Below are 18,831 nucleotides of genomic sequence, written 5' to 3'. Positions count from 1 at the left end.
GCTTGACCCTGCCATCGTTGGAAGGTGCACACTGACTCCACCCCAAGAGCACCGAAGGAGCTACAGATGGAATTCCATGTTGAAGGCATGACCTGCGGCGGCTGCGCGCGCAGCGTGACCAAGGCGATTGAAGGCGTGGACCCGCAGGCCAGCGTGCAGGCTGACCCCGCCAGCCGTCGCGTGCAGGTACAGACCTCGGCCAGCGAAGCGCAGATCGTGGCAGCGCTGAACGACGCAGGTTTCCCACCGCGCACGGCCTGATCCCCTGCCCTGTCTCACACTGAAAAGCCCGCCCGGTGCTGCTGCATCCGGCGGGCTTTTCAATGCATGCGATATCGAGTCAATGCTTGTGCGTACGCCGCCGCACCGCACCGGTCTTCGCGGCATCGAACGGCGCCGGCGCCTCATCGTCCTCCCCCAGCCGCTGCAGGATCGGGCACTCCGGGCGCTCATCGCCCGCGCAGCAGCTGATCAGCGACTTCAGCGTGTCGGCCATCTGCCGCATGTGCTCGATGCGTTGCTCCAGATCGGCGATGTGCTGCTCGGCCAGGTGCTTGACGTCGGCACTGTGCCGCGAGGTGTCATTCCAGAGGCCCAGAAGATCAGTGATCTCGGCCACCTGGAAGCCCAGATCGCGTGCGCGGCGGATGAAACGCAGGCGGTGGATGTCCGCCTGCGAATACGCCCGGTAGCCCGACTCGGTTCTATCAGCGGCGGGAATCAGGCCGATCTGTTCGTAGTAGCGGATCATCTTCGCCGAAACGCTGGAGGCCTTGGCAGCTTCACCGATGTTCATGCGGATCTCCTTCAGTGGGTGGCCGCGGTGGCATCCGCCATCGGCGGCTGGAAGCGACGCAGACGCAGCGCGTTGCCCAGCACGAACACGCTGGACAGGGCCATCGCACCGGCCGCGAACACCGGCGACAGCAGCACGCCCCAGACCGGGTACAGCACGCCGGCCGCTACCGGAATCAACGCGGTGTTGTAGGCGAAGGCCCAGAACAGGTTCTGCCGGATGTTGCCCAGCGTCGCCTTCGACAACGCAATGGCATTCGGCACGCCCTGCAGGTTGCCCGACATCAGCACCACATCGGCCGATTCCACCGCAATATCGGTACCGGTTCCGATCGCCAGGCCGACATCGGCCTCGGCCAGTGCCGGCGCATCGTTGATGCCGTCGCCGACGAAGGCGACATGGCCATGTGTGGTCTTCAAGCGGCGCACCGCCTCGACCTTGCCTTCCGGCAGCACCTCGGCCACCACTTCGTCGATGCCGAGCTGGCGCGCGATCGCCTGCGCGGTACCAGCGTTGTCACCGGTGATCATCGCCACCTTCAGGCCAAGCTGATGCAGTGCCGCGATTGCGGCCGGCGTGCTCGGCTTGATCGGATCGGATACCGCGATGATTGCGGCCAGGCGACCGTCAATGGCGGCATACAGCGGCGACTTGCCCTGGGTGCCCAGCTCTGCCGCCAGCGTCGCAAACAAAGTGATGTCCACGCCCAGATCGCGCATGAAGCGATCGGCACCGACCTCCACCCGCGCACCATCAACGCTGGCACGCACGCCCATGCCGGTGACCGATTCGAAATCGACCATCGACGGCAGTGCAATGCCCTGTTCAGTGGCTGCATCGACGATGGCGCGGGCGATCGGATGTTCAGAGCGCGATTCCACTGCGGCAACCGCCGCCAGCACGGTGCTGCGATTGAAACCGTCCGTGATCTCGAAGTCGGTCAGGCGCGGGCGGCCTTCGGTCAGCGTGCCGGTCTTGTCCACCGCCACCACCTTCGCGTCCTTCAGCAGCTGCAGTGCTTCGCCCTTGCGGAACAGCACGCCCATTTCGGCGCCGCGGCCGGTACCGACCATGATCGAGGTCGGCGTGGCCAGCCCCATCGCGCAGGGGCAGGCAATGATCAGCACCGCTACCGCGTTGACCAGCGCGAAGCTCAGGGCTGGCGACGGGCCGAAGATCAGCCAGACTGCGAAGGTCGCCAGCGCGGCCAGCATCACTGCCGGCACGAACCACAGCGTGACCTTGTCAACCACCGCCTGGATCGGCAGCTTCGAGCCCTGTGCCTGTTCGACCATGCGGATGATCTGCGCCAGCATGGTCTGCGCGCCCACCGCCGTCGCACGTACCGTCAGTGCGCCCTTCTGGTTGACCGTACCGCCCACCACGCTGCTGCCCGGCTGCTTCTCAACCGGGATCGGCTCGCCGCTGATCATCGATTCGTCGATGTAGCTGCGGCCTTCAACCACCTCGCCATCGACCGGCACACGCTCGCCTGGCCGCACTTCCACCACGTCGCCGCTCTGCACTTCATTGACCGGGATATCGACGGTGCGGCCGTCACGGATCACGTGGGCGACCTTGGCCTGCAGGTTGACCAGACGCTTGATCGCCTCCGAGGTGCGGCCCTTGGCGCGCGCTTCGAGGAAGCGGCCGAGCAGGATCAGCGCAACGATCACCGCGGCCGCTTCGTAGTAGACGTTCACCGTGCCCGGCGGCAGCAGCCGCGGTGCAAAGGTCGCCACCACCGAATAACCGAACGCTGCGGCGGTGCCCACCGCCACCAGCGAATTCATGTCCGGCGCCAACCGCAGCAGCGCCGGGAAGCCCTTCTGGTAGAAACGACGACCGGGGATGGCCAGCACCAGGAGGGTCAGTGCGAACTGCAGATACCAGCTGGTCTGCATGCCGATGTGGGCCATCACCCATTCGTGCATGCCGGGAATCAGGTGCGAACCCATCTCCAGCACGAACACCGGCAGCGCCAGCGCGGACGCCACGATCAGGTCGCGCTTCAGCTCAGCGCGCTCGGCATCCTTCTTTTCTGCGGCCTCCTCATCGGACTGCACGCCGGCCTCGATCGGGTGTGCGGCGTAGCCGACCTTGTCGATGGCCGCAACCAAGGCGGCCGTATCAGCCACGCCGCGCACGGTCGCACGCTCCGTGGCCAGGTTCACGCTGGCCTGGCTCACGCCTGGCACCGCCAGCAGCGCGCGCTCCACGCGGCCCACGCAGGAGGCGCAGGTCATGCCTTCCACGGCCAGTTCAACGGTGGCGGGGGGCACGTCGTAGCCCACCCGCTCCACCGCCTGGATCAACGCGGCCCGATCGACCGGACCGGACGGGCGGATATCCGCGCGCTCGGTGGCCAGATTGACCGAAACACTGCCCACACCTTCGACCTTGGACAGTGCCGCCTCGACCCGGCCCACACAGCTGGCGCAGGTCATGCCCTCGATGGGTAGACTGATGGTGGAGGGGCTGGCGGAGACAGCAGCGGCGCGCGGCGTGCTCATGATCGGATTCCCGGGATTCCTTCTGGATGCGGACAGGCTAAACCTTGCCATCGTGGGAAGGTCAAATCCAGCCTGTCCGCATTTCCTGAATGGGCACCCGGCGTCCACGTCCACGCATGGCGCGGATCTACCGCCAGAGGTAGGTCTCCTCAGAAGGTGAATACATACTCCAACGCGAACTCGCGGCCGACCGCGCCCAGCAACCGGGTCGGGGCGAAATCGTAGTCCAGCTTGTACGGGTCCTTGTGGTTCCAGCTGGCGGAGTTGAAGGCGTTGTTGACGTACACGTTTACCTTCGCGTGTTCGGTCACCTGGTAGCCCACGTTGAAGTTCCAGGTGATGAACGGCCCGACCCGGCCGAAATAGCGCGCAGTCTGCTGGCCTGCATTCGGGTTCGGGTTCGGCGAGCCATCCGGACGTGTTGCCGGCTCCAGGCAGTTCAGCGACGGGCTGTCGCTGGGCACGTAGCCATCGGCGAACGGCAGGCAGCCACCGGGGTTGTCCAGGCGGTCGGTGCCCCAGTGGTAGCGCACGCCCGGCACCGAGCCCACGCGGTCGGCATAGACATTGGCGTTCCAGTTGCCGCGCTGCCAGGCCAGGCTCGCGCGCAGCTTGCTGCGCAGGTCGCGGTCGCGGCGTTCCGGGTTCGGGTCGTTGGCGTAGCGCTGTTCCTTGGTGGAGATCTGGTTGGTGTAGTTCACACCCAGCTGGAAGCTGCCCCACTGCGCGGTTTCCAGGCGATAGCGTGCGGTCAGATCGATGCCGCGCACTTCCCGGCTGGCCAGGTTGAACGGGCCACGCTCGATCGATACCAGGCGGCCGTTGCTGTCACGGTTCACGCGGGCCAGGATGCCGGCGCAGTATTCGCCACCGGCCGGGTTGGCCCATGGCGTGCCATCGATGTTCTTCCCGGTCAGGCAACCGGCCTCGCTGGCCAGCACCTCATCGGCGCCGACGTCGACGATCATGTCTTCCAGCTTGATCGCCCAGTAGTCGGCACTGACCGACAGGTTCGGCATCACGTCCCAGACGAAACCGACCGTCCACGAATCGCCGGTTTCCGAGCGCAGCAGCGGCGTGCCACGGCGGTTCACGTCGAACGTGTACCAGACATCGGTGTTGCCCACACCGCAGTTGTTGACCAGGTACGCGCCACTCTGGATGCAGCGCAGGCGGTCATAGGTCTGCACTTCCGAACTGCTCGGCTGGCCCAGCAGGTAATGCATGTCCGGCGCATGGAAGCTGGTGGCGTACGAGCCACGCACCAGCAGCGATTCGACCGGGCGCCATTCCAGACCGACGTTCCAGGTGGTTTCCTTCTGGCTGCCGATGTCCAGCGCTTCGCTGCTGTCGTCGGCCTTGTAGTTGCCATAGCGGTCATAGCGCGCGGCCGCAGTGGCGGTCACGCTGTCCAGCAGCGGGATCTTGAACTCGACGCCGGCCGAATAGCGGGTGCGCTCGCCGCCACCGCGATCGACGTTCTGCAGGTCAAAGTCGATGCCGGCGCGTGGGTCGGGGCTGAGGTGATAACCCTGCTGCGCGACTTCAGCTACCGCGGCGAACGAGATCGGGCCGGCCCAGCCCTGGAACAGTTCGCCGGTGATATCCGCCGAGGCCTGGTTGACCCATGAGGACGCACGGTTCTTCGCCACCGTGCCCATCTGCCAGTACTCGTCCGGCGTGAGCGGGTTCCACCAGCGCGATTCGTTCAAGGCGTAGATCGCCTCGCCATCGGCCGTGGTACCCAGCTTCGGGCCGAGGAAGTAGTCGTACGACTTCTGCTTGTCGACCACGTTCTGCCGCTCTTCCACGCGGTAGTAGGAACGCCCCACCGTGGCGCTCCAGTCGAAGCGGTCGGCCAAGCGCCCTCGCAGGCCCGCGCTCCAATCCCAGGACAGTTCGCGGTTGGTATTGCGCAGCGTATCCAGGCCGCCCACCTCGTTCGGGGTGAACTGGCGCACGCCCAGGATCGGACGGTTGCGGTTGGCATCCCAGTAGTAGCCGTTGTCATCGTCGATCAGCGACACGCTGGGCGGATTGGTGCCCCAGATCGCTTCGGAGCGGTACACCGCCAGGTTGGTCCAGGCCTGCAGGTCGTTGCTGAAGTCGAAGGTGGCATACAGGTTGCCGGACACGTTCTCGGCACCGCCGGTGAGCAGCCAGTTGGCGTAGTCGGCGCTCATACCGCACAGGCGGCCGGTGTTGGTGATGGTGTTGGCGGCGTAGTTGTAGACCAGTCGATCAGCGGTGTAGTACTCGCCGTTGAACTTCTCGCAGGTGCCGGTGGGCGGTGCCAGACGCTGGCCCGTGGTCGGATCGATCAGCGCCAGACCAGCGGTGGGTCGGAAGCCGACCTTGCGTTGCTCCATGTTCCAGGACGGATACGGTGCATCATCGGCGTCGTCCATCTGCGGACGATCACGCCCGAACAGCGGATCACGCTTGGTGTACTGCAGCGCGTAGGTCACGCTCCAGTTGTCGCCGGTCTTGCCGCCGGCCCAGGACAAGTCCCAGGTATCGCGGCCACCCTCGGTGGAGGTACCACCACGCACGCGCACTTCGTCGCCGTCGTAGTTGGTTTTCAGGATGACGTTGACCACGCCGGCAATCGCATCCGAACCATAGATGGCCGAGGCGCCACCGGTCAGCACTTCGATGCGCTCCACCGCCGCGGCCGGAATGTTGCCGTAGTTGGAGAAGTTGGTTTCACCGCCATACGGCAGCGGGTAGTCCGCCACGCGACGGCCGTTGACCAGCAGCAGCGAGCGGTTCGGGCCCATCCCGCGCAGGTTCAGGCCGCTGGCATTGGGCGTATGCGAGCCCCACTGCGAAGCGGCTTCAACAGTGCCGGTGGCCTCGGTGAGGGTCTTCAGCGCGTCGTACACGCTGACAAAGCCTTCTTTCTGGATCTGCGCAGCGGTGATCACGTTGACCGGTGCCGGGCCTTCGACGGCGGCGCGCTTGATGCGTGAACCGGTGACGGTGACTGCGTCCAGATCCTTGGTGGACGCACTGGCAGCTTCCTGTGCACTGGCAGCCAGCGGCAAGAGGGCGAGGATCAGGGCCTGGGACAGCAGGTGACGGCGCTTGCGAACGGACTGAGCCATGGGTGGTTGCTCTTCGAAAGTGTGGACGCACGGACGGGTGATGGCGCGGCACTACGGCTGATCCGGGCTCCTGGATCGGTTCAGGACCGACGCGGCGCCCCCTCCTGTGGATCGATCCAAACTAAAGCACAGCTGAACCACGCCCGGCATGCGGCAACGCAGCAACACCCGAGGGAATGCTGCTATCGGCTGCCGGCATCCAGAAAAATCAAAAGGTTGCGAAACATCGCTGAGAGAACGGCGCACGAAGCAGTGACACGATCACGACAACCGCGCGCGGAACGGTTTTGTCCGCGTGGTCGCGTTCGGCCGGTAGCGGGTCGTTGTAGAGCCGAGCCTGTGCTCGGCTGCTGTTGTTCGTCGCGAAGAGCAGCCGAGCGAGGGCTCGGCTCTACAGAAGAAGCGGGTTACTGCGCGCCGTCCAGCGCCTGCCGCAGCGCGGCCACAGTGGCGGTGGCGGTCTGGCTCCAGTCCGGGTCCAGCCCTCGCAAGGCCGGGTTCTGGAACTGCATCGCCGAGCGGCGCAGGCCCTTGGCCGAGGCGTGCAGTTCGGTACAGCCGCTCCGCCGTGCGACGACGGCGATATTGGCTGGGCCCAGCCCCGCGCCGGCCATCACACTGATGCGCCCCGCCGCTTGTGTGACCAGACCCGTCAGCATATCGGCACCGGCCTCGGCGCTGACCTGGCCGCCCGAGGTCAGCACGCGCTGGCAGCCCAGTCCGATCACCTGTTCCAGTGCTGCTGGCAGGTCGCGGGCCGCATCAAAGGCGCGATGGAAGGTCACCTGCAACGGCCCGGCGGCCTGCACCAGTTCACGGCACAGCGCCAGGTCGATACCGCCCTGCACATCCAGCGCACCGATCACCACGCCATCGCAGCCGAGCGCGCGGCACTGCGCGATGTCACGCAGCATCAGTTCGGTTTCCAGCGCGTCGTAGTGGAAGTCGCCCGGGCGTGGCCGCACCAGCACGAACAGCGGAATCGACAGGCGCTCGCGGGCCATCGCGATGCTGGCGAACGACGGCGTGGTGCCGCCCTCGGCCAGGTTGTCGAACAGCTCGATGCGGTCGGCACCGCCGGCTTGGGCGGCCAGCGCCGAGGCCAGCGAGTTGCTGGCGATTTCCAGAGTCAGCCGCGTGCTCACGTTTGGGTGCTCGTGTAGATCGACGGCGAGTCGCGCAGGTCATCCTGGCGCTGTCCATCGCACACGGCGTAGACGAAGCCGCGATGCAACGCGTAGGCACCCACCTCACCCCGCTTGTTCATGGCCAGGAAGCACACCTGCAATGTTCTGCTCGCTTCGGGGCGCTTGCGCACCACGCGGTCGATGGCTTCGCGGCAGGCCTGCGCCGGCGAGCGCCCCTGGCGCATCAGCTCGACCACCAGGAACGAAGCGGCGTTGCGGATCATCTCCTCACCCACGCCCGACGCGGTGGCCGCACCCACGTCGTTGTCGACATACAGGCCGGCACCGATGATTGGGCTGTCGCCAACCCGGCCGTGCAGTTTCCAGGCCATCCCGCTGGTTGTGCAGGCACCGGCCAGATGGCCCTTGGCATCCAGCGCCAGCATGCCGATGGTGTCGTGGTTGTCGCTGTTGCCGGGAATACCACGGCGCTCGGCATTGATCTGCGGCTGGTACTTCTCGGTCTTCAGCCACTCGCGCCAGGCCGCTTCGGCCTGCGGCGTCAGCAGGTGCTTGCGCTCGAAGCCCTGCTGCACCGCGAACTGCTGCGCGCCGTGGCCCACCAGGAGCACGTGCGGGCTGTTTTCCATCACTTTGCGGGCCACCGACACCGGATGCAGGATGTCGACCAGCGCGGCCACTGCACCGCAACGGCCATCACCATCCATGATGCTCGCGTCCAGGCTCAGCACGCCGTCGCGATCCGGATTGCCACAATGGCCGACGGTGGGGTTGCACAGCTCGCTCTCGGCCCAGCGTGCGCCTGCTTCCACCGCATCCAGCGCGCTGCCGCCCTGGGCCAGCACCTTCCATGCGGCCTGGTTGGCCGGCACGCCGAAGTCCCAGGTCGAAACCACTTTGGCCCCACCCTGCGTGCGCGCCTGCACGCCCGGTAATGCTGCGATGCCAGCGGCCAGTGCGCCGGCCTGCAGGAACTGCCTGCGATCCACCATCTTCCCCTCCCAGTCTGCAATGTGCGGCCGGCCCGATGCCGGCCGTGCCGATCAGTCGTGCGTGGGCTGTCGTGCGGCGTGCCAGACCGCTGCACCGAGCACGCCCAGCTGGCCATGCTCCACGCGCCACACCGGTACCTGGCGGAGCACCTCGGTCAGCACGCCCTTGTTGAGGAAGCGCTCGCGGAAGCGGCCATCGGCCAGGAAATCCTGCACATGCGCGGAAATGCCACCGGCCAGGTACACCGAGCGCGCGCCGACGGCGATGGCGGCGTCGCCGGCCAGGCTGCCCAGCCAGGCACAGAACACCTGCAGCGTTTCCACCGCCAGCACGTCTTCACCGCTGCGCGCGGCACCGATCAACGCTTCGGTGCTGGTCCACACCGGGGTGGCACCGCGCAGCTCGCACAGGCACGGGTACAGGTTCATCAGGCCACTACCGGACAGCACGCGCTCGTTGTCCACGTGCGCCCAGCGCTGCAGCAGCTTGCCCAGCACCTGCAGTTCCAGCGTGTTGCCGGCGCCGAGCGCGGCATGGCCGATCTCGCTGGCCAGCACCGGGCGCTCGCCATCGGCAAAGCGCAGCGCGGCGCCCAGGCCGGTGCCGGCGCCCAGCACCAGTGCCGGGAACGCCTGCGCCGGATCGGCATCGCCGTTCAAAGGCACCAGCGTGTCGGGCTGCAGGTACGGGATGGCCAGCGCCACCGCTTCGAAATCGTTGATCAGCTGCAGTTCGCCCAACCCGGACTGCGCGCGGGTGGCCGACAGCGAGACCGTCCATGGCAGGTTGGAATTGATCAGCACATCGCCATCGAGCAGGCCGGCAATGGCCACCACCGCGGTCTGCACCGGCTGGCCAAGGCCTGCGGTGAAATCGGCCAGGATCGCCGCCAGGCTGGGGTGCTCGGCGCAGGCGTAGATGCGATGGCTGCCCAGCAGCGGCGCCTGGCCAGGTTGGGTTTCAGCCAGCGCGAGGCGGGCAAAGGTGCCGCCGACATCGGCGACCACCAGACGGCGCGGAAGACCGCCGCGGGCGGAGTCGGAGGAAACCGGGGACGCTGCTGCGATGGTCACGCTGGCCTGCTTGGATCGATTGAATCGCCCCGATTCTCAGGCATCGGGGCGGCTTTGCCTAGCACGCCGGTGGTTCAGGTTGGCCTACATGCCTTCCTGTTCGGCCACCTGCACGCCGTCCACCAGCACGCGCAGGCGCTGCGGGCGGAAGCCGGCGAACAGCAGCGGCCGGGTGCGTTCTACCAGCACTTCATGGCCAGCAATGTGGCGCAGCCACGACTGTACCAGCGAGAACGAGAAGTGGGTGCCGGGATGCAGCGGATGCTGCACCCAGACCTTCTCGGTGGCGCTCTGCAGCAGCATCGCGCCGGTGAACCAGTGGCGGCTGAGGGTCACCGGCGTGGTGCCGGCCATGAAGCGGATATCCATGCGGGGTCCTTTCGCGTTGGGCAGCGGCGCCCTGGATCAGGGCTGGGCAGTCTGCAGGCTGTAGCTGGTGGTGGCGGTGAAAACCGCGCCATCGGGCTGGGTCGAACGCACTTCAACCTTGTGGCTGCCCACCGCCAGATCGGTCGGCAACGCGCCGCGCCACAGGTGCGGCGATGCGGTGGCCTCCGGCGAGCGATCGTAGCCACGCAGGTTGTTTGCAAGATCGTCGGCCACGTTCTCCACCATCAGGCGCGGATCGGGCTGGCTGACCTGCTTCATCGGCTGCCAGGCGCCGCCATCCACGCGGTACTCGACCACGCTGGCATCCTCACCCATGTAGACATTGGCGTAGACACCCCACGCCGGGTAGGCGCCCTGGCGCAGCACCTTGGGGGCATGCAGGCCGATCTGCTGGCTGGCCGGTTGGCCGGCCACGCGATACTGCAGCTTGTAGCTGCCATTGCCAGCCACGTCGAGCAGCGCATAACCCTTCGGGGTGCCATCGCTCATGGTGCTGTCCGGCACGCCGGCGGCGTCCTTCACCCCCGACCAGAACGCACCGCAGTTGGCACCCACGTTGTACTCGTGCAGCGGCTTTTCGCCGTTCCAGCCCTCGGCCTTGCCGTGGTAGACGTGCTGCTGGGTGTGGCTGTGGCCGCTGAGCACCAGCACGTTGCGGAAGTCCTTCAACAGGTCGAACAGGCGCTGGCGATCGGCATGCCGGAAGGTCTCGCGTCCCGGCGCCGCGTCGAACAGCGGGATGTGCATGCCCAGCACCAGCAGGCGATCCTTGTGCAGCCCCTTCAGGTAGCTGGCGAGGAAGGCGAACTGGTTTTCGCGCAGGCCGCCGACGTACTTCGGCCTGGCCTTGGGGTCGTACACCACGTCGTCCAGGAACACGAAACTGGCGCCGCCCTCTTCCACCGCGTAGGTGTCCGGGCCGTAGATGTTGCGCCAGCTGTCCAGCGAGTGCTCATCGCTGGCGGCATCGAAATCGAGGTCGTGGTTGCCCGGCACATGGAACCACGGCACGCCAAGTTCGGCGGTGACCTTGTTGATCGCCGGATACAGGGCCAGGTCATCGTTGACGATGTCACCGAGGGTGGTGCCCATGCGCGCCCTGGTCTGGCCGACCAGCGGCGCCACGATCGACTGCTGGTAGTAGCCGATGTCCTTCAGGCTGGCGGTCTGCGAATCGGTGAACACCAGCATCTGGAAACCACGGCGGCTGTCATGGCGGTCCGACTGCAGAGCGAAATCCCAGTTGCGGGTGACATCGCTGGTGGCGGCGATGCCGCCGTACTTCAGCGCCGGCGAGCCGTTCGGGCGGTAGTGGCGCCAGAACGACGGCAGGCCGTCGGTCGCCTTCGGGAAGGCGTAGGCATCGGGCTTGATCACGAATACGGTCTGGCCGTCGCGCACCGGCAGGCTGTAGCTGCCATCGGCGGCGGTCTTGACGAGGGTCTCGCCGTTGGAAACCTGCACCCCGGCCAGGCCCGGATCGGTCGCACCGCGACCCGGCCGGCCGTCGCGTTCCAGATAGACCTTGCCGGTGACCACGGTGTCCCCGGCCCAGGCCGGCGAGGTCAGCAACAGGCAGCACAGCCAGGCGGCAGGCAGTTTCATGGGCGGTCCGGGAAAGAAGAAGACCGCCTATTGTAGAGCCGAGCCACGCTCGGCTGCATTGCAGAGGCAGGTGCGGACCATTGGTCCCACGCCTCCCTCAACGATGGCGCTTTTCCAGCACCGCCCGCGCATCCTCCAGCGACATCCCGCGCGCGCGCAGCAGCACCAGCAGGTGGAACAACAGGTCCGACGCCTCGCCCAGCAACGCTTCATCATCCTGCGCCACGGCGGCCAATGCGGTCTCCACACCCTCCTCGCCCACCTTCTGCGCGATGCGGCGGATACCACCCTCGAACAGGCTCGTGGTGTAGCTGCCCGGTGGTCGCTGCGCCTCACGCATCGCCACCAGTTGGCCCAGCCCGCCCAGGAAGTCCTTCGGCGCGCCATCGAAGCAGCTCTCCGCACCGGTGTGACAGGTCGGCCCGGCCGGGCGCGCGATCACCAGCAGCGTGTCGGCATCGCAGTCGACACTGATCGACTGCACCACCAGCACGTTGCCGGACTGCTCGCCCTTGGTCCACAACCGCTGCTTGCTGCGACTGAAAAAGGTCATATGGCCGATGGCGAGCGTGGCCGCCAGCGATTCGGCGCTGACATAGCCCAGCATCAGCACCTGCAGGGTATCGGCATGCTGCACTACCGCCGGCAGCAGGCCTTCGCCCTTGCCCCAGTCCAGCGCCTGCAGCGCGTCCGGTGACGGCCTCACTTCAATAGACATCCCGCACCTCGATCTGCTGTCCGCGCAGGTAGCGCTTCAATTCCGGAATGGCGATGGCGCCGCTGTGGAACACGCTGGCGGCCAGCGCGCCATCGACGTCCGCCTGATCGAAAGCCTCGGCGAAGTGTTCCATCGCACCGGCGCCACCGGAAGCGATCAGCGGCACCTGGCACAGTGCCCGCGCCTGCTGCAGCTGCACGACATCGTAGCCACGGCGCACGCCATCGCTGTCCATGCAGTTCAACACGATCTCGCCAGCGCCACGCCGTTGTGCCTCGACAATCCAGTCCAGGGTGCGCAGCGGCACCGCTTGGGTCTTGTCCGGGTCGCCACTGAAACGGCGCACCCGCCACTGGCCATCGGTCTCGCGTACCGAATCGACACCGACCACCACGCACTGCACGCCGAACTCGTCGGCCAGTTCAGTGATCAGTTCGGGACGGCCCAACGCGGGCGAGTTGATCGACACCTTGTCGGCACCGGCGAACAACACGCGACGCGCGGTTTCCACGCTGTCGATGCCACCGGCCACGCAGAACGGAATGTCGATCAGCCGCGCGATGCGCTCGATCCAGGCGACGTCCACCGAGCGCGCCTCGGGGCTGGCGCCGATGTCGTAGAACACCAGCTCGTCGGCACCCTGGTCGCGGTAGCGCTGCGCCAGCTCGGCGATGTCGCCCATGTCGACATGGTCGCGGAAGCGCACACCCTTGACCACGCGACCATCGCGCACATCCAGGCACGGAATGATGCGACGGCTCAACATGCCAGCGCCTCCGCCAGGTCCATGCGCTGCTCCAGCAGCGCCTTGCCGAGGATCGCGCCGCCGCAGCCCACACGTCGCGCTTCGGCCACATCGGCCACGTCGCGGATGCCGCCGGAGGCCTGCACCGCCACGCCCGGCAGCAGCGCCGACAGGTGCTGGTAGAGACTGATGTTGGGCCCGGCCAGCATGCCGTCGCGGGCGATGTCGGTGCACAACAGATGGCGCATGCCGGCGCGCGCGTAGCGCCGGGCCAGGTCATCCAGGGTCACCCCGGCGTTCTCGGTCCAGCCGTGCACCGGCAGCTGCCACTGCCCCTGTGCGTCCTGGCGAGCGTCCAGCGCAATCGTGATGCGCTCGGCGCCGAATTCCTCAAGCCAGCCGACCACTTCATCGGGACGGCGCACCGCCAGCGAGCCCACCACCACGCGGTTGGCACCAGCATCGAGAATGCGCGACACATCATCACGACCGCGCACGCCGCCACCGGTCTGCACCCGCAATGGCGTCTGCCCGCGGATATCCGCCAGCAGCGGCGCGAGCGTGTAGCCACCGGCGCGCGCAGCGTCCAGGTCGACCAGATGCATCCACTGCGCACCCTGCGCGGCAAAGGCCTGCGCGCGCGGCAGAGGGTCATCCCCATAGGAGGTTTCCTGCGCGTAGTCGCCCTGGCGCAGCCGCACCACGCGGCCATCGCGGATATCCAGCGCGGGGTAGACAATGAAACTCATGCAGCAGTGCCCTCGAGGAAGTTGCGCAGCATCAGCGAACCGGTCTCGCCGGAGCGCTCCGGATGGAACTGTGCGCCGTAGTAACGCCCCTGCTCCACCACGGCGGTGAACAGGCCACCGTGGTCGCAGGCAGCGACGGTGTGGGTATTGAGCGGCGCCGCATAGCTGTGCACGAAGTAGGCGCTGGCGCGTTCCGGCACGCCTTGCAGCAACAGCGATTCGCGTAGCGGCAGCAGGCGGTTCCAGCCCATGTGCGGCACGCGGATGCCGCAGGCCGGTACCAGCTTGCGCACCACGCCGGGAATCAGCCCCAGCGTTTCCACGCCGGCTTCCTCGGAGCGTTCGAACAGCAGCTGCATGCCGAGGCAGATACCCATCAGCGGCACTTCCAGCCGCTGCAACGGCTCGACCAGGCCCTGCGCATGCAGGCGCTGCATGCCGGGACCGGCAGCGCCGACGCCGGGCAGGATCACCCGCTGCGCACCGGTCAGCCCATCCGCATCGCGCACCAGCCGCACCGTCGCACCCAGGCGCTCCAATGCGTAGCGCACCGAGCCCAGGTTGGCGCCGCCGGCATCGATCAGCGCAACGTCGCTCACAGCGCCCCCTTGGTGGAAGGCAGCGCCGTGCCCTGGCGGGCCAGCGCCGGACGCAGTGCGCGGGCCAAGGCCTTGAAGCAGGCTTCCACCTTGTGGTGATCGTTGTCGCCGCGTACCTGCAGGTTGAGGTTCAACCCGCTGGCGTCGCACAGCGAACGGAAGAAGTGCGGCACCAGTTCGGTCGGCATATCGCCCACGCGCTCGCGCTTGAACTCGCCCTCGAACACGAAGTACGGGCGGCCACTGAAGTCCAGCGCAGCGCTGGCCAGCGCCTCGTCCATCGGCAGGGTGAAGCCGTAGCGGCCGATGCCGCGCTTGTCGCCCAGCGCCTCGCGCAGCGCCTGGCCCAATGCGAGGCCGGTGTCCTCGATGGTGTGGTGCTCGTCGATGTGCAGGTCGCCGTCGGCCTGGATGTCCAGCGCGAACCCGCCGTGCTTGCCGATCTGTTCCAGCATGTGGTCGAAGAACGGCAGTCCGGTGGCGATGCGCGCATCACCGGCGCGGTCCAGATCCAGTTCGACGCGGATCTTCGTCTCTTTCGTGTTGCGCTGGACCACTGCGGTACGCGGCGCATCGGCCAGCACATGGGCGATGCCCGGCCAGTCCCACTCGCCTCCGAACTGTTCGGTGCGCAGCTGGAAGCCTCGGATGTTGAGGTTGTCAGCGAACTGCAGGTCGGTGATGCGGTCACCGACCATGCCCGAGCGCGCCCAGTCGATGCTGCGGTCCTGCAGGTAGGCGGTCATTAGACCGATGCCCGGCTTGCGGGTCGGCGCGTTGTCCTGCGGCCAGCTGCAGTCGATCAGCACGTCACGGAAAGTGATGCCCTGGCTTTCGAAGATCTGCAGCATCAGGTTGTTGGGGCCATCGAAGCTGGCGCGCGGGTAGCTGTCGCTGCCGAGGCCATCCTGATTGGTGACGATCACGAACTGATAGCCGGCGTCGCGCAGCTTCAGCAGCGCCGGGATCACCTGCGGCACGAAGCGCAGCTTTTCGTAGGCGTCGATCTGGAAGTCGGACGGCTCCTCGATGAGGGTACCGTCGCGGTCGATGAACAGGATCGGGGTCATGCTGCGGCCCTCCGCGCCGACAGGGCCGCAAGCACGCGGTCATTCTCTTCGGGGCTGCCGATACTGATGCGCAGTGCATCACCCAGCTGCGGCGCGGCGCGCTGGTCGCGTACCACCACGCCGGCATCCAGCAAGGTGTCGAACGCTGCCTGCGCATCAGTGAACCGGACCAGCAGGTAGTTGCCGGCCGAGGCATACACCCGGCGCACGCCAGGCAGGCCCGGCAGCGCAGCGAACAGGCGTTCGCGCTCGGCGATGACCGTCGCCACGCGCTCGGCGGTACGTGCCAGTGCGGCCGGCTGCAGCGCCTGCACGGCCAGTTCCGCGCACGGGGTCGGCACCGGGTACGGCGCCTGGCAACGGCGCAGTACGGCAATCAGTTCCGGCGCGGCGATCAGGGTGCCGATGCGCGCGGCCGCAAGCGCGTGCGCCTTCGACAGCGTGCGCAGCACTGCCAGATTGGCGTGCGCGGCCAGCAACGTGGTCGCCGACGCACGCTGCGCGTACTCGACATAGGCCTCGTCCACCACCACCAGTGCCTGCCCGCGCAACGCAACCGCCACCCGTTCGACCTCGTCCAGGGCGATATCACTGCCGGCCGGGTTCGACGGTGCGCACAGGAACACCAGCTTGGCATTGCGCGCCCTGGCGGTGTCGATCACGGCATCCAGATCAGCGCGCAGGCCGTCCTCGCTGTCCACCAGGGGCACTTCAATCAATGCGGCGCCCTGCAGGCGCGCGCAGACCGCATACATGCCGAACACCGGCGGCGTGACCAGCACGGCATCGCGGCCCGGCACGCACAGGGCGCGCACCAGCAGATCAATGGCTTCGTCGCTGCCGCGGCCGACCAGCAGCTGCGGCGGCGTCACGCCGTACAGCGCCGCCAGCCCCTCACGCAACGCCAACGGCTGCGGTTCCGGATAGCGCCGGCTGTTGCCCGTCACATCAGCCGGATTGGCCCAGGCCGACTCATTGGCGTTCAACCAGACCTCGCCCTGCACCGCCGCACTGCGCGCCGAGCTGTAGCCGGCGAACGCCCGCAGATCCGGACGCACCAGTGCCAGCACATCATCGATAGCCGCGCTCATGCAGCCACCTCCATGCGCACTGCGACCGCACGTTCATGTGCATCCAGGCCTTCGGCGCTGGCGATGATGCGCGCGCAGCCGCCGATCGCTGCCAGGCCGGCGGCGCTGGCGCTCTGCACGCTGATCAGGTTCTGGAAGCTGGCCACGCTGACACCGCTGTAGGCACGTGCGGCACCGGCGGTAGGCAGCACGTGGTTGGTGCCGCTGCAGTAGTCGCCCAGTGCCTCGGGGGTGTAATCACCCAGGAACACCGAGCCGGCCGCCTGCACCTTTTCCAGCCACGCACGCGGAACACGCAGCGCCAGGATCAGGTGCTCCGGCGCATAACGGTTGCTGATCGCGAAGGCTTCGTCCAACGAATCGACCTGGATCAGCCGCGAGGCCGACAGCGCCTGGCGTGCGATCTGCTGGCGCGGCAGCAAGGCCACCTGGCGCTCCACTTCGGCCTCGACCGCCGCCAGCATCGCGGCATCGTCGGTCAGCAGCAGAACCTGAGAATCCGGACCGTGCTCGGCCTGCGACAGCAGGTCGGCGGCGACGAACGCCGGATTGGCGCCGGCATCGGCAATTACCAGCACTTCGGAGGGGCCGGCGGGCATGTCGATGGCGGCGGCGCCGTCCTGTGCGACCTGCTGCTTGGCTTCGGTGACGAAGCTGTTGCCGGGCCCGAACAGTTTGTCGCAGGCCGGAATGCTGGCGGTGCCATAGGCCATCGCGGCGATCGCCTGCGCGCCGCCCAGCTTGAACACACGCTGCACGCCGGTCAGCCGCGCGGCCACCAGCACCGCCGGATCCGCGCTGCCATCGGCACGCGGCGGCGTGCACAGCACCACCTGCGGGCAGCCGGCCAGCCGTGCGGGAACACCCAGCATCAGCGCGGTGGACGGCAGCGGTGCGCTGCCCGCCGGCACATACAGGCCCACCCGGCCGATCGGGCGCAGCATGCGCTCGCAGACCACGCCCGGGGCGGTTTCCACCGCATAGCCCGTGCCCATGCCAGCGGCGTGGAAACGCGCGATGCGTTCGGCAGCTTCCACCATGGCTTGGCGCAACTCAGCCGGCACCGCAGCTTCGGCCGCGGCAAACTCGGCTTCGCTCACTTCAAAGGACGACAGCTCGACACCGTCGAAGCGTGCGGTGATCGCGCGCAGCGCGTCGTCGCCCTGTGTGCGCACCTGTGCAATCAGCGTCGCCACCGCGTCGCGGGTCTGCTGCGCCACGGTCTGCACCGGGCGGGTCAGCGCCGCGCTGCGCGCGGTTTCATCAAGTCGGGACCAGATCAGACGGTTCATGCCAGCGACCGCTCCACGCTCAACACCATCAGGCCCTGCGCGCCAGCGCGCTCGAGTTCTTCCATGCGCTGCCAGCTCAGCGGGCCGGGGCACATGGTCTGCAGGCGCAGCGCGCCGCCATCGGCCGGCAGCCGCACCAGCGGCTCGGCATCGGCCAGCAGCTGCGACAGCGCGTCGACGCGATCCTCGCTGGCACGGAACATCAGCAGCTTGCGGTCCTGCCGCTGTACCACGCCATCGAGGCGGCGCAGCAGCATCGCGCGCAGCGATGCACGCGCATCATCCGGCACGCGCACCGCACCGGCCAGCACCGCCTCGCTGTCGAGCAGGTTGTGCACCGGGGTCAACTGGTTGGCACGCAGGGTGGCGCCGCTGGAGACCAGGTCGCAGATCAGGTCGGCGGTACCCAGTCGCGGGGCGATTTCCACCGAACCGGACAGCTCGACCACCTGTGCATCCACACCCTGCTCGGCCAACCACTGCTTGAGGATGGCCGGGTAGCTGGTGGCGATGCGGGTGCCGGCCAGCTGCGCCGGACCCTGCCATTGCCACTCCTCCGGCACCGCCAGCATCAGCCGGCACTGTCCGAAGCCCAGCCCGCGCAGCGCCTGGTAGGCATCCGGCAGGCCGACCTGGCGACGTGCCGCGGCCTGCTCGTCCAGCTCGTTGCGACCGACGATGCCGAGGTCGCAGACGCCGTCGGCGATCAGACCGGGGATGTCGTCGTCGCGCACCAGCAGCAGGTCCACCGGAAGCGACTCGCCGTAGCAGAACAATTTGTCGCGGCTTTCGCGCCAGCTCAGGCCACAGGCGCTGAGCAGGTTGCGGGCGGGCTCGGCCAACCGGCCACTCTTCTGGATGGCGATACGCAGCCGGTCTCGTGCCGGCGCTGCCTGGGTTGCACTCATGGGGGAGGTCTCGAAGTTCGGAACGGGGCGCGGA

17 protein-coding genes are annotated in these 18,831 nt (G+C 67.5%); 1 reads left to right on the top strand and 16 read right to left on the bottom strand.

Going from position 1 to position 18,831, the window contains the following annotated elements; translation table 11 throughout:
• Positions 1–66: 66 nt before the first annotated feature.
• Entirely contained in the window at positions 67–261 is a 195-nt protein-coding gene (locus FQS62_RS10025; RefSeq protein WP_049445502.1) for a heavy-metal-associated domain-containing protein, read from the top strand.
• Between the two features lie 79 nt (positions 262–340).
• Here the strand turns inward: FQS62_RS10025 and cueR are convergent, their stop codons facing one another.
• From cueR to hisG, 16 genes are all read right to left on the bottom strand, one after another.
• Positions 341–796 carry a Cu(I)-responsive transcriptional regulator gene (cueR, locus tag FQS62_RS10020; protein WP_088480649.1) on the bottom strand — a complete coding sequence of 152 codons (456 nt, stop codon included), beginning with the start codon at positions 794–796 and terminating at the stop codon, positions 341–343.
• Positions 797–807: 11 nt separating this feature from the next.
• A complete protein-coding gene (locus tag FQS62_RS10015) occupies positions 808–3,309 on the bottom strand; it encodes a heavy metal translocating P-type ATPase (protein WP_107379520.1) in 2,502 nt (833 codons plus the stop codon).
• Positions 3,310–3,458: 149 nt separating this feature from the next.
• The gene (locus tag FQS62_RS10010) at positions 3,459–6,416 is read right to left on the bottom strand and encodes a TonB-dependent receptor plug domain-containing protein (protein ID WP_099590041.1); all 2,958 of its coding nucleotides are present in this window, start codon (positions 6,414–6,416) and stop codon (positions 3,459–3,461) included.
• 407 nt (positions 6,417–6,823) lie between these two features.
• On the bottom strand, positions 6,824–7,561 hold the full coding sequence (locus tag FQS62_RS10005) for a copper homeostasis protein CutC (protein ID WP_208042964.1): 738 nt from the start codon (positions 7,559–7,561) through the stop codon (positions 6,824–6,826).
• Entirely contained in the window at positions 7,558–8,556 is a 999-nt protein-coding gene (locus tag FQS62_RS10000; RefSeq protein WP_208042965.1) for a glycosylasparaginase, read from the bottom strand. Before FQS62_RS10000 ends, FQS62_RS10005 begins: the two co-directional genes overlap by 4 nt.
• Positions 8,557–8,607: 51 nt before the next feature.
• Entirely contained in the window at positions 8,608–9,630 is a 1,023-nt protein-coding gene (locus FQS62_RS09995; protein WP_208042966.1) for a glucokinase, read from the bottom strand.
• A gap of 84 nt (positions 9,631–9,714) precedes the next feature.
• The gene (locus tag FQS62_RS09990) at positions 9,715–9,999 is read right to left on the bottom strand and encodes a hypothetical protein (protein WP_005409434.1); all 285 of its coding nucleotides are present in this window, start codon (positions 9,997–9,999) and stop codon (positions 9,715–9,717) included.
• A 36-nt stretch (positions 10,000–10,035) separates the two neighbouring features.
• The gene (locus FQS62_RS09985; RefSeq protein WP_208042967.1) at positions 10,036–11,625 is read right to left on the bottom strand and encodes a calcineurin-like phosphoesterase C-terminal domain-containing protein; all 1,590 of its coding nucleotides are present in this window, start codon (positions 11,623–11,625) and stop codon (positions 10,036–10,038) included.
• 97 nt (positions 11,626–11,722) lie between these two features.
• Complete coding sequence (hisIE, locus tag FQS62_RS09980; protein WP_049445517.1) at positions 11,723–12,343, bottom strand: bifunctional phosphoribosyl-AMP cyclohydrolase/phosphoribosyl-ATP diphosphatase HisIE; 621 nt, start codon at positions 12,341–12,343, stop codon at positions 11,723–11,725.
• Entirely contained in the window at positions 12,333–13,109 is a 777-nt protein-coding gene (hisF, locus tag FQS62_RS09975) for an imidazole glycerol phosphate synthase subunit HisF (RefSeq protein ID WP_012480036.1), read from the bottom strand. The genes hisIE and hisF overlap by 11 nt, the downstream gene beginning before the upstream one ends.
• On the bottom strand, positions 13,103–13,837 hold the full coding sequence (gene hisA / locus FQS62_RS09970; protein WP_049445520.1) for a 1-(5-phosphoribosyl)-5-[(5-phosphoribosylamino)methylideneamino]imidazole-4-carboxamide isomerase: 735 nt from the start codon (positions 13,835–13,837) through the stop codon (positions 13,103–13,105). The genes hisF and hisA overlap by 7 nt, the downstream gene beginning before the upstream one ends.
• Positions 13,834–14,436, bottom strand: a complete 603-nt coding sequence (gene hisH, locus FQS62_RS09965) for an imidazole glycerol phosphate synthase subunit HisH (protein WP_049445522.1) — start codon at positions 14,434–14,436, stop codon at positions 13,834–13,836. Before hisH ends, hisA begins: the two co-directional genes overlap by 4 nt.
• On the bottom strand, positions 14,433–15,506 hold the full coding sequence (gene hisB / locus FQS62_RS09960) for a bifunctional histidinol-phosphatase/imidazoleglycerol-phosphate dehydratase HisB (RefSeq protein ID WP_107379517.1): 1,074 nt from the start codon (positions 15,504–15,506) through the stop codon (positions 14,433–14,435). The genes hisH and hisB overlap by 4 nt, the downstream gene beginning before the upstream one ends.
• On the bottom strand, positions 15,503–16,597 hold the full coding sequence (gene hisC, locus FQS62_RS09955; RefSeq protein WP_208042968.1) for a histidinol-phosphate transaminase: 1,095 nt from the start codon (positions 16,595–16,597) through the stop codon (positions 15,503–15,505). The genes hisB and hisC overlap by 4 nt, the downstream gene beginning before the upstream one ends.
• Positions 16,594–17,889 carry a histidinol dehydrogenase gene (gene hisD, locus FQS62_RS09950; protein ID WP_208042969.1) on the bottom strand — a complete coding sequence of 432 codons (1,296 nt, stop codon included), beginning with the start codon at positions 17,887–17,889 and terminating at the stop codon, positions 16,594–16,596. The genes hisC and hisD overlap by 4 nt, the downstream gene beginning before the upstream one ends.
• Positions 17,886–18,797 carry an ATP phosphoribosyltransferase gene (gene hisG, locus FQS62_RS09945; RefSeq protein WP_088436200.1) on the bottom strand — a complete coding sequence of 304 codons (912 nt, stop codon included), beginning with the start codon at positions 18,795–18,797 and terminating at the stop codon, positions 17,886–17,888. Before hisG ends, hisD begins: the two co-directional genes overlap by 4 nt.
• Positions 18,798–18,831: the final 34 nt, after the last annotated feature.

The sequence above is a fragment of the Stenotrophomonas sp. SBJS02 genome, assembly GCF_020428325.2.
Classification (GTDB): domain Bacteria; phylum Pseudomonadota; class Gammaproteobacteria; order Xanthomonadales; family Xanthomonadaceae; genus Stenotrophomonas; species Stenotrophomonas africana.
Note: the sequence above shows the minus strand (reverse complement) of the source record. Positions and strands in the feature narration are given on the sequence as shown.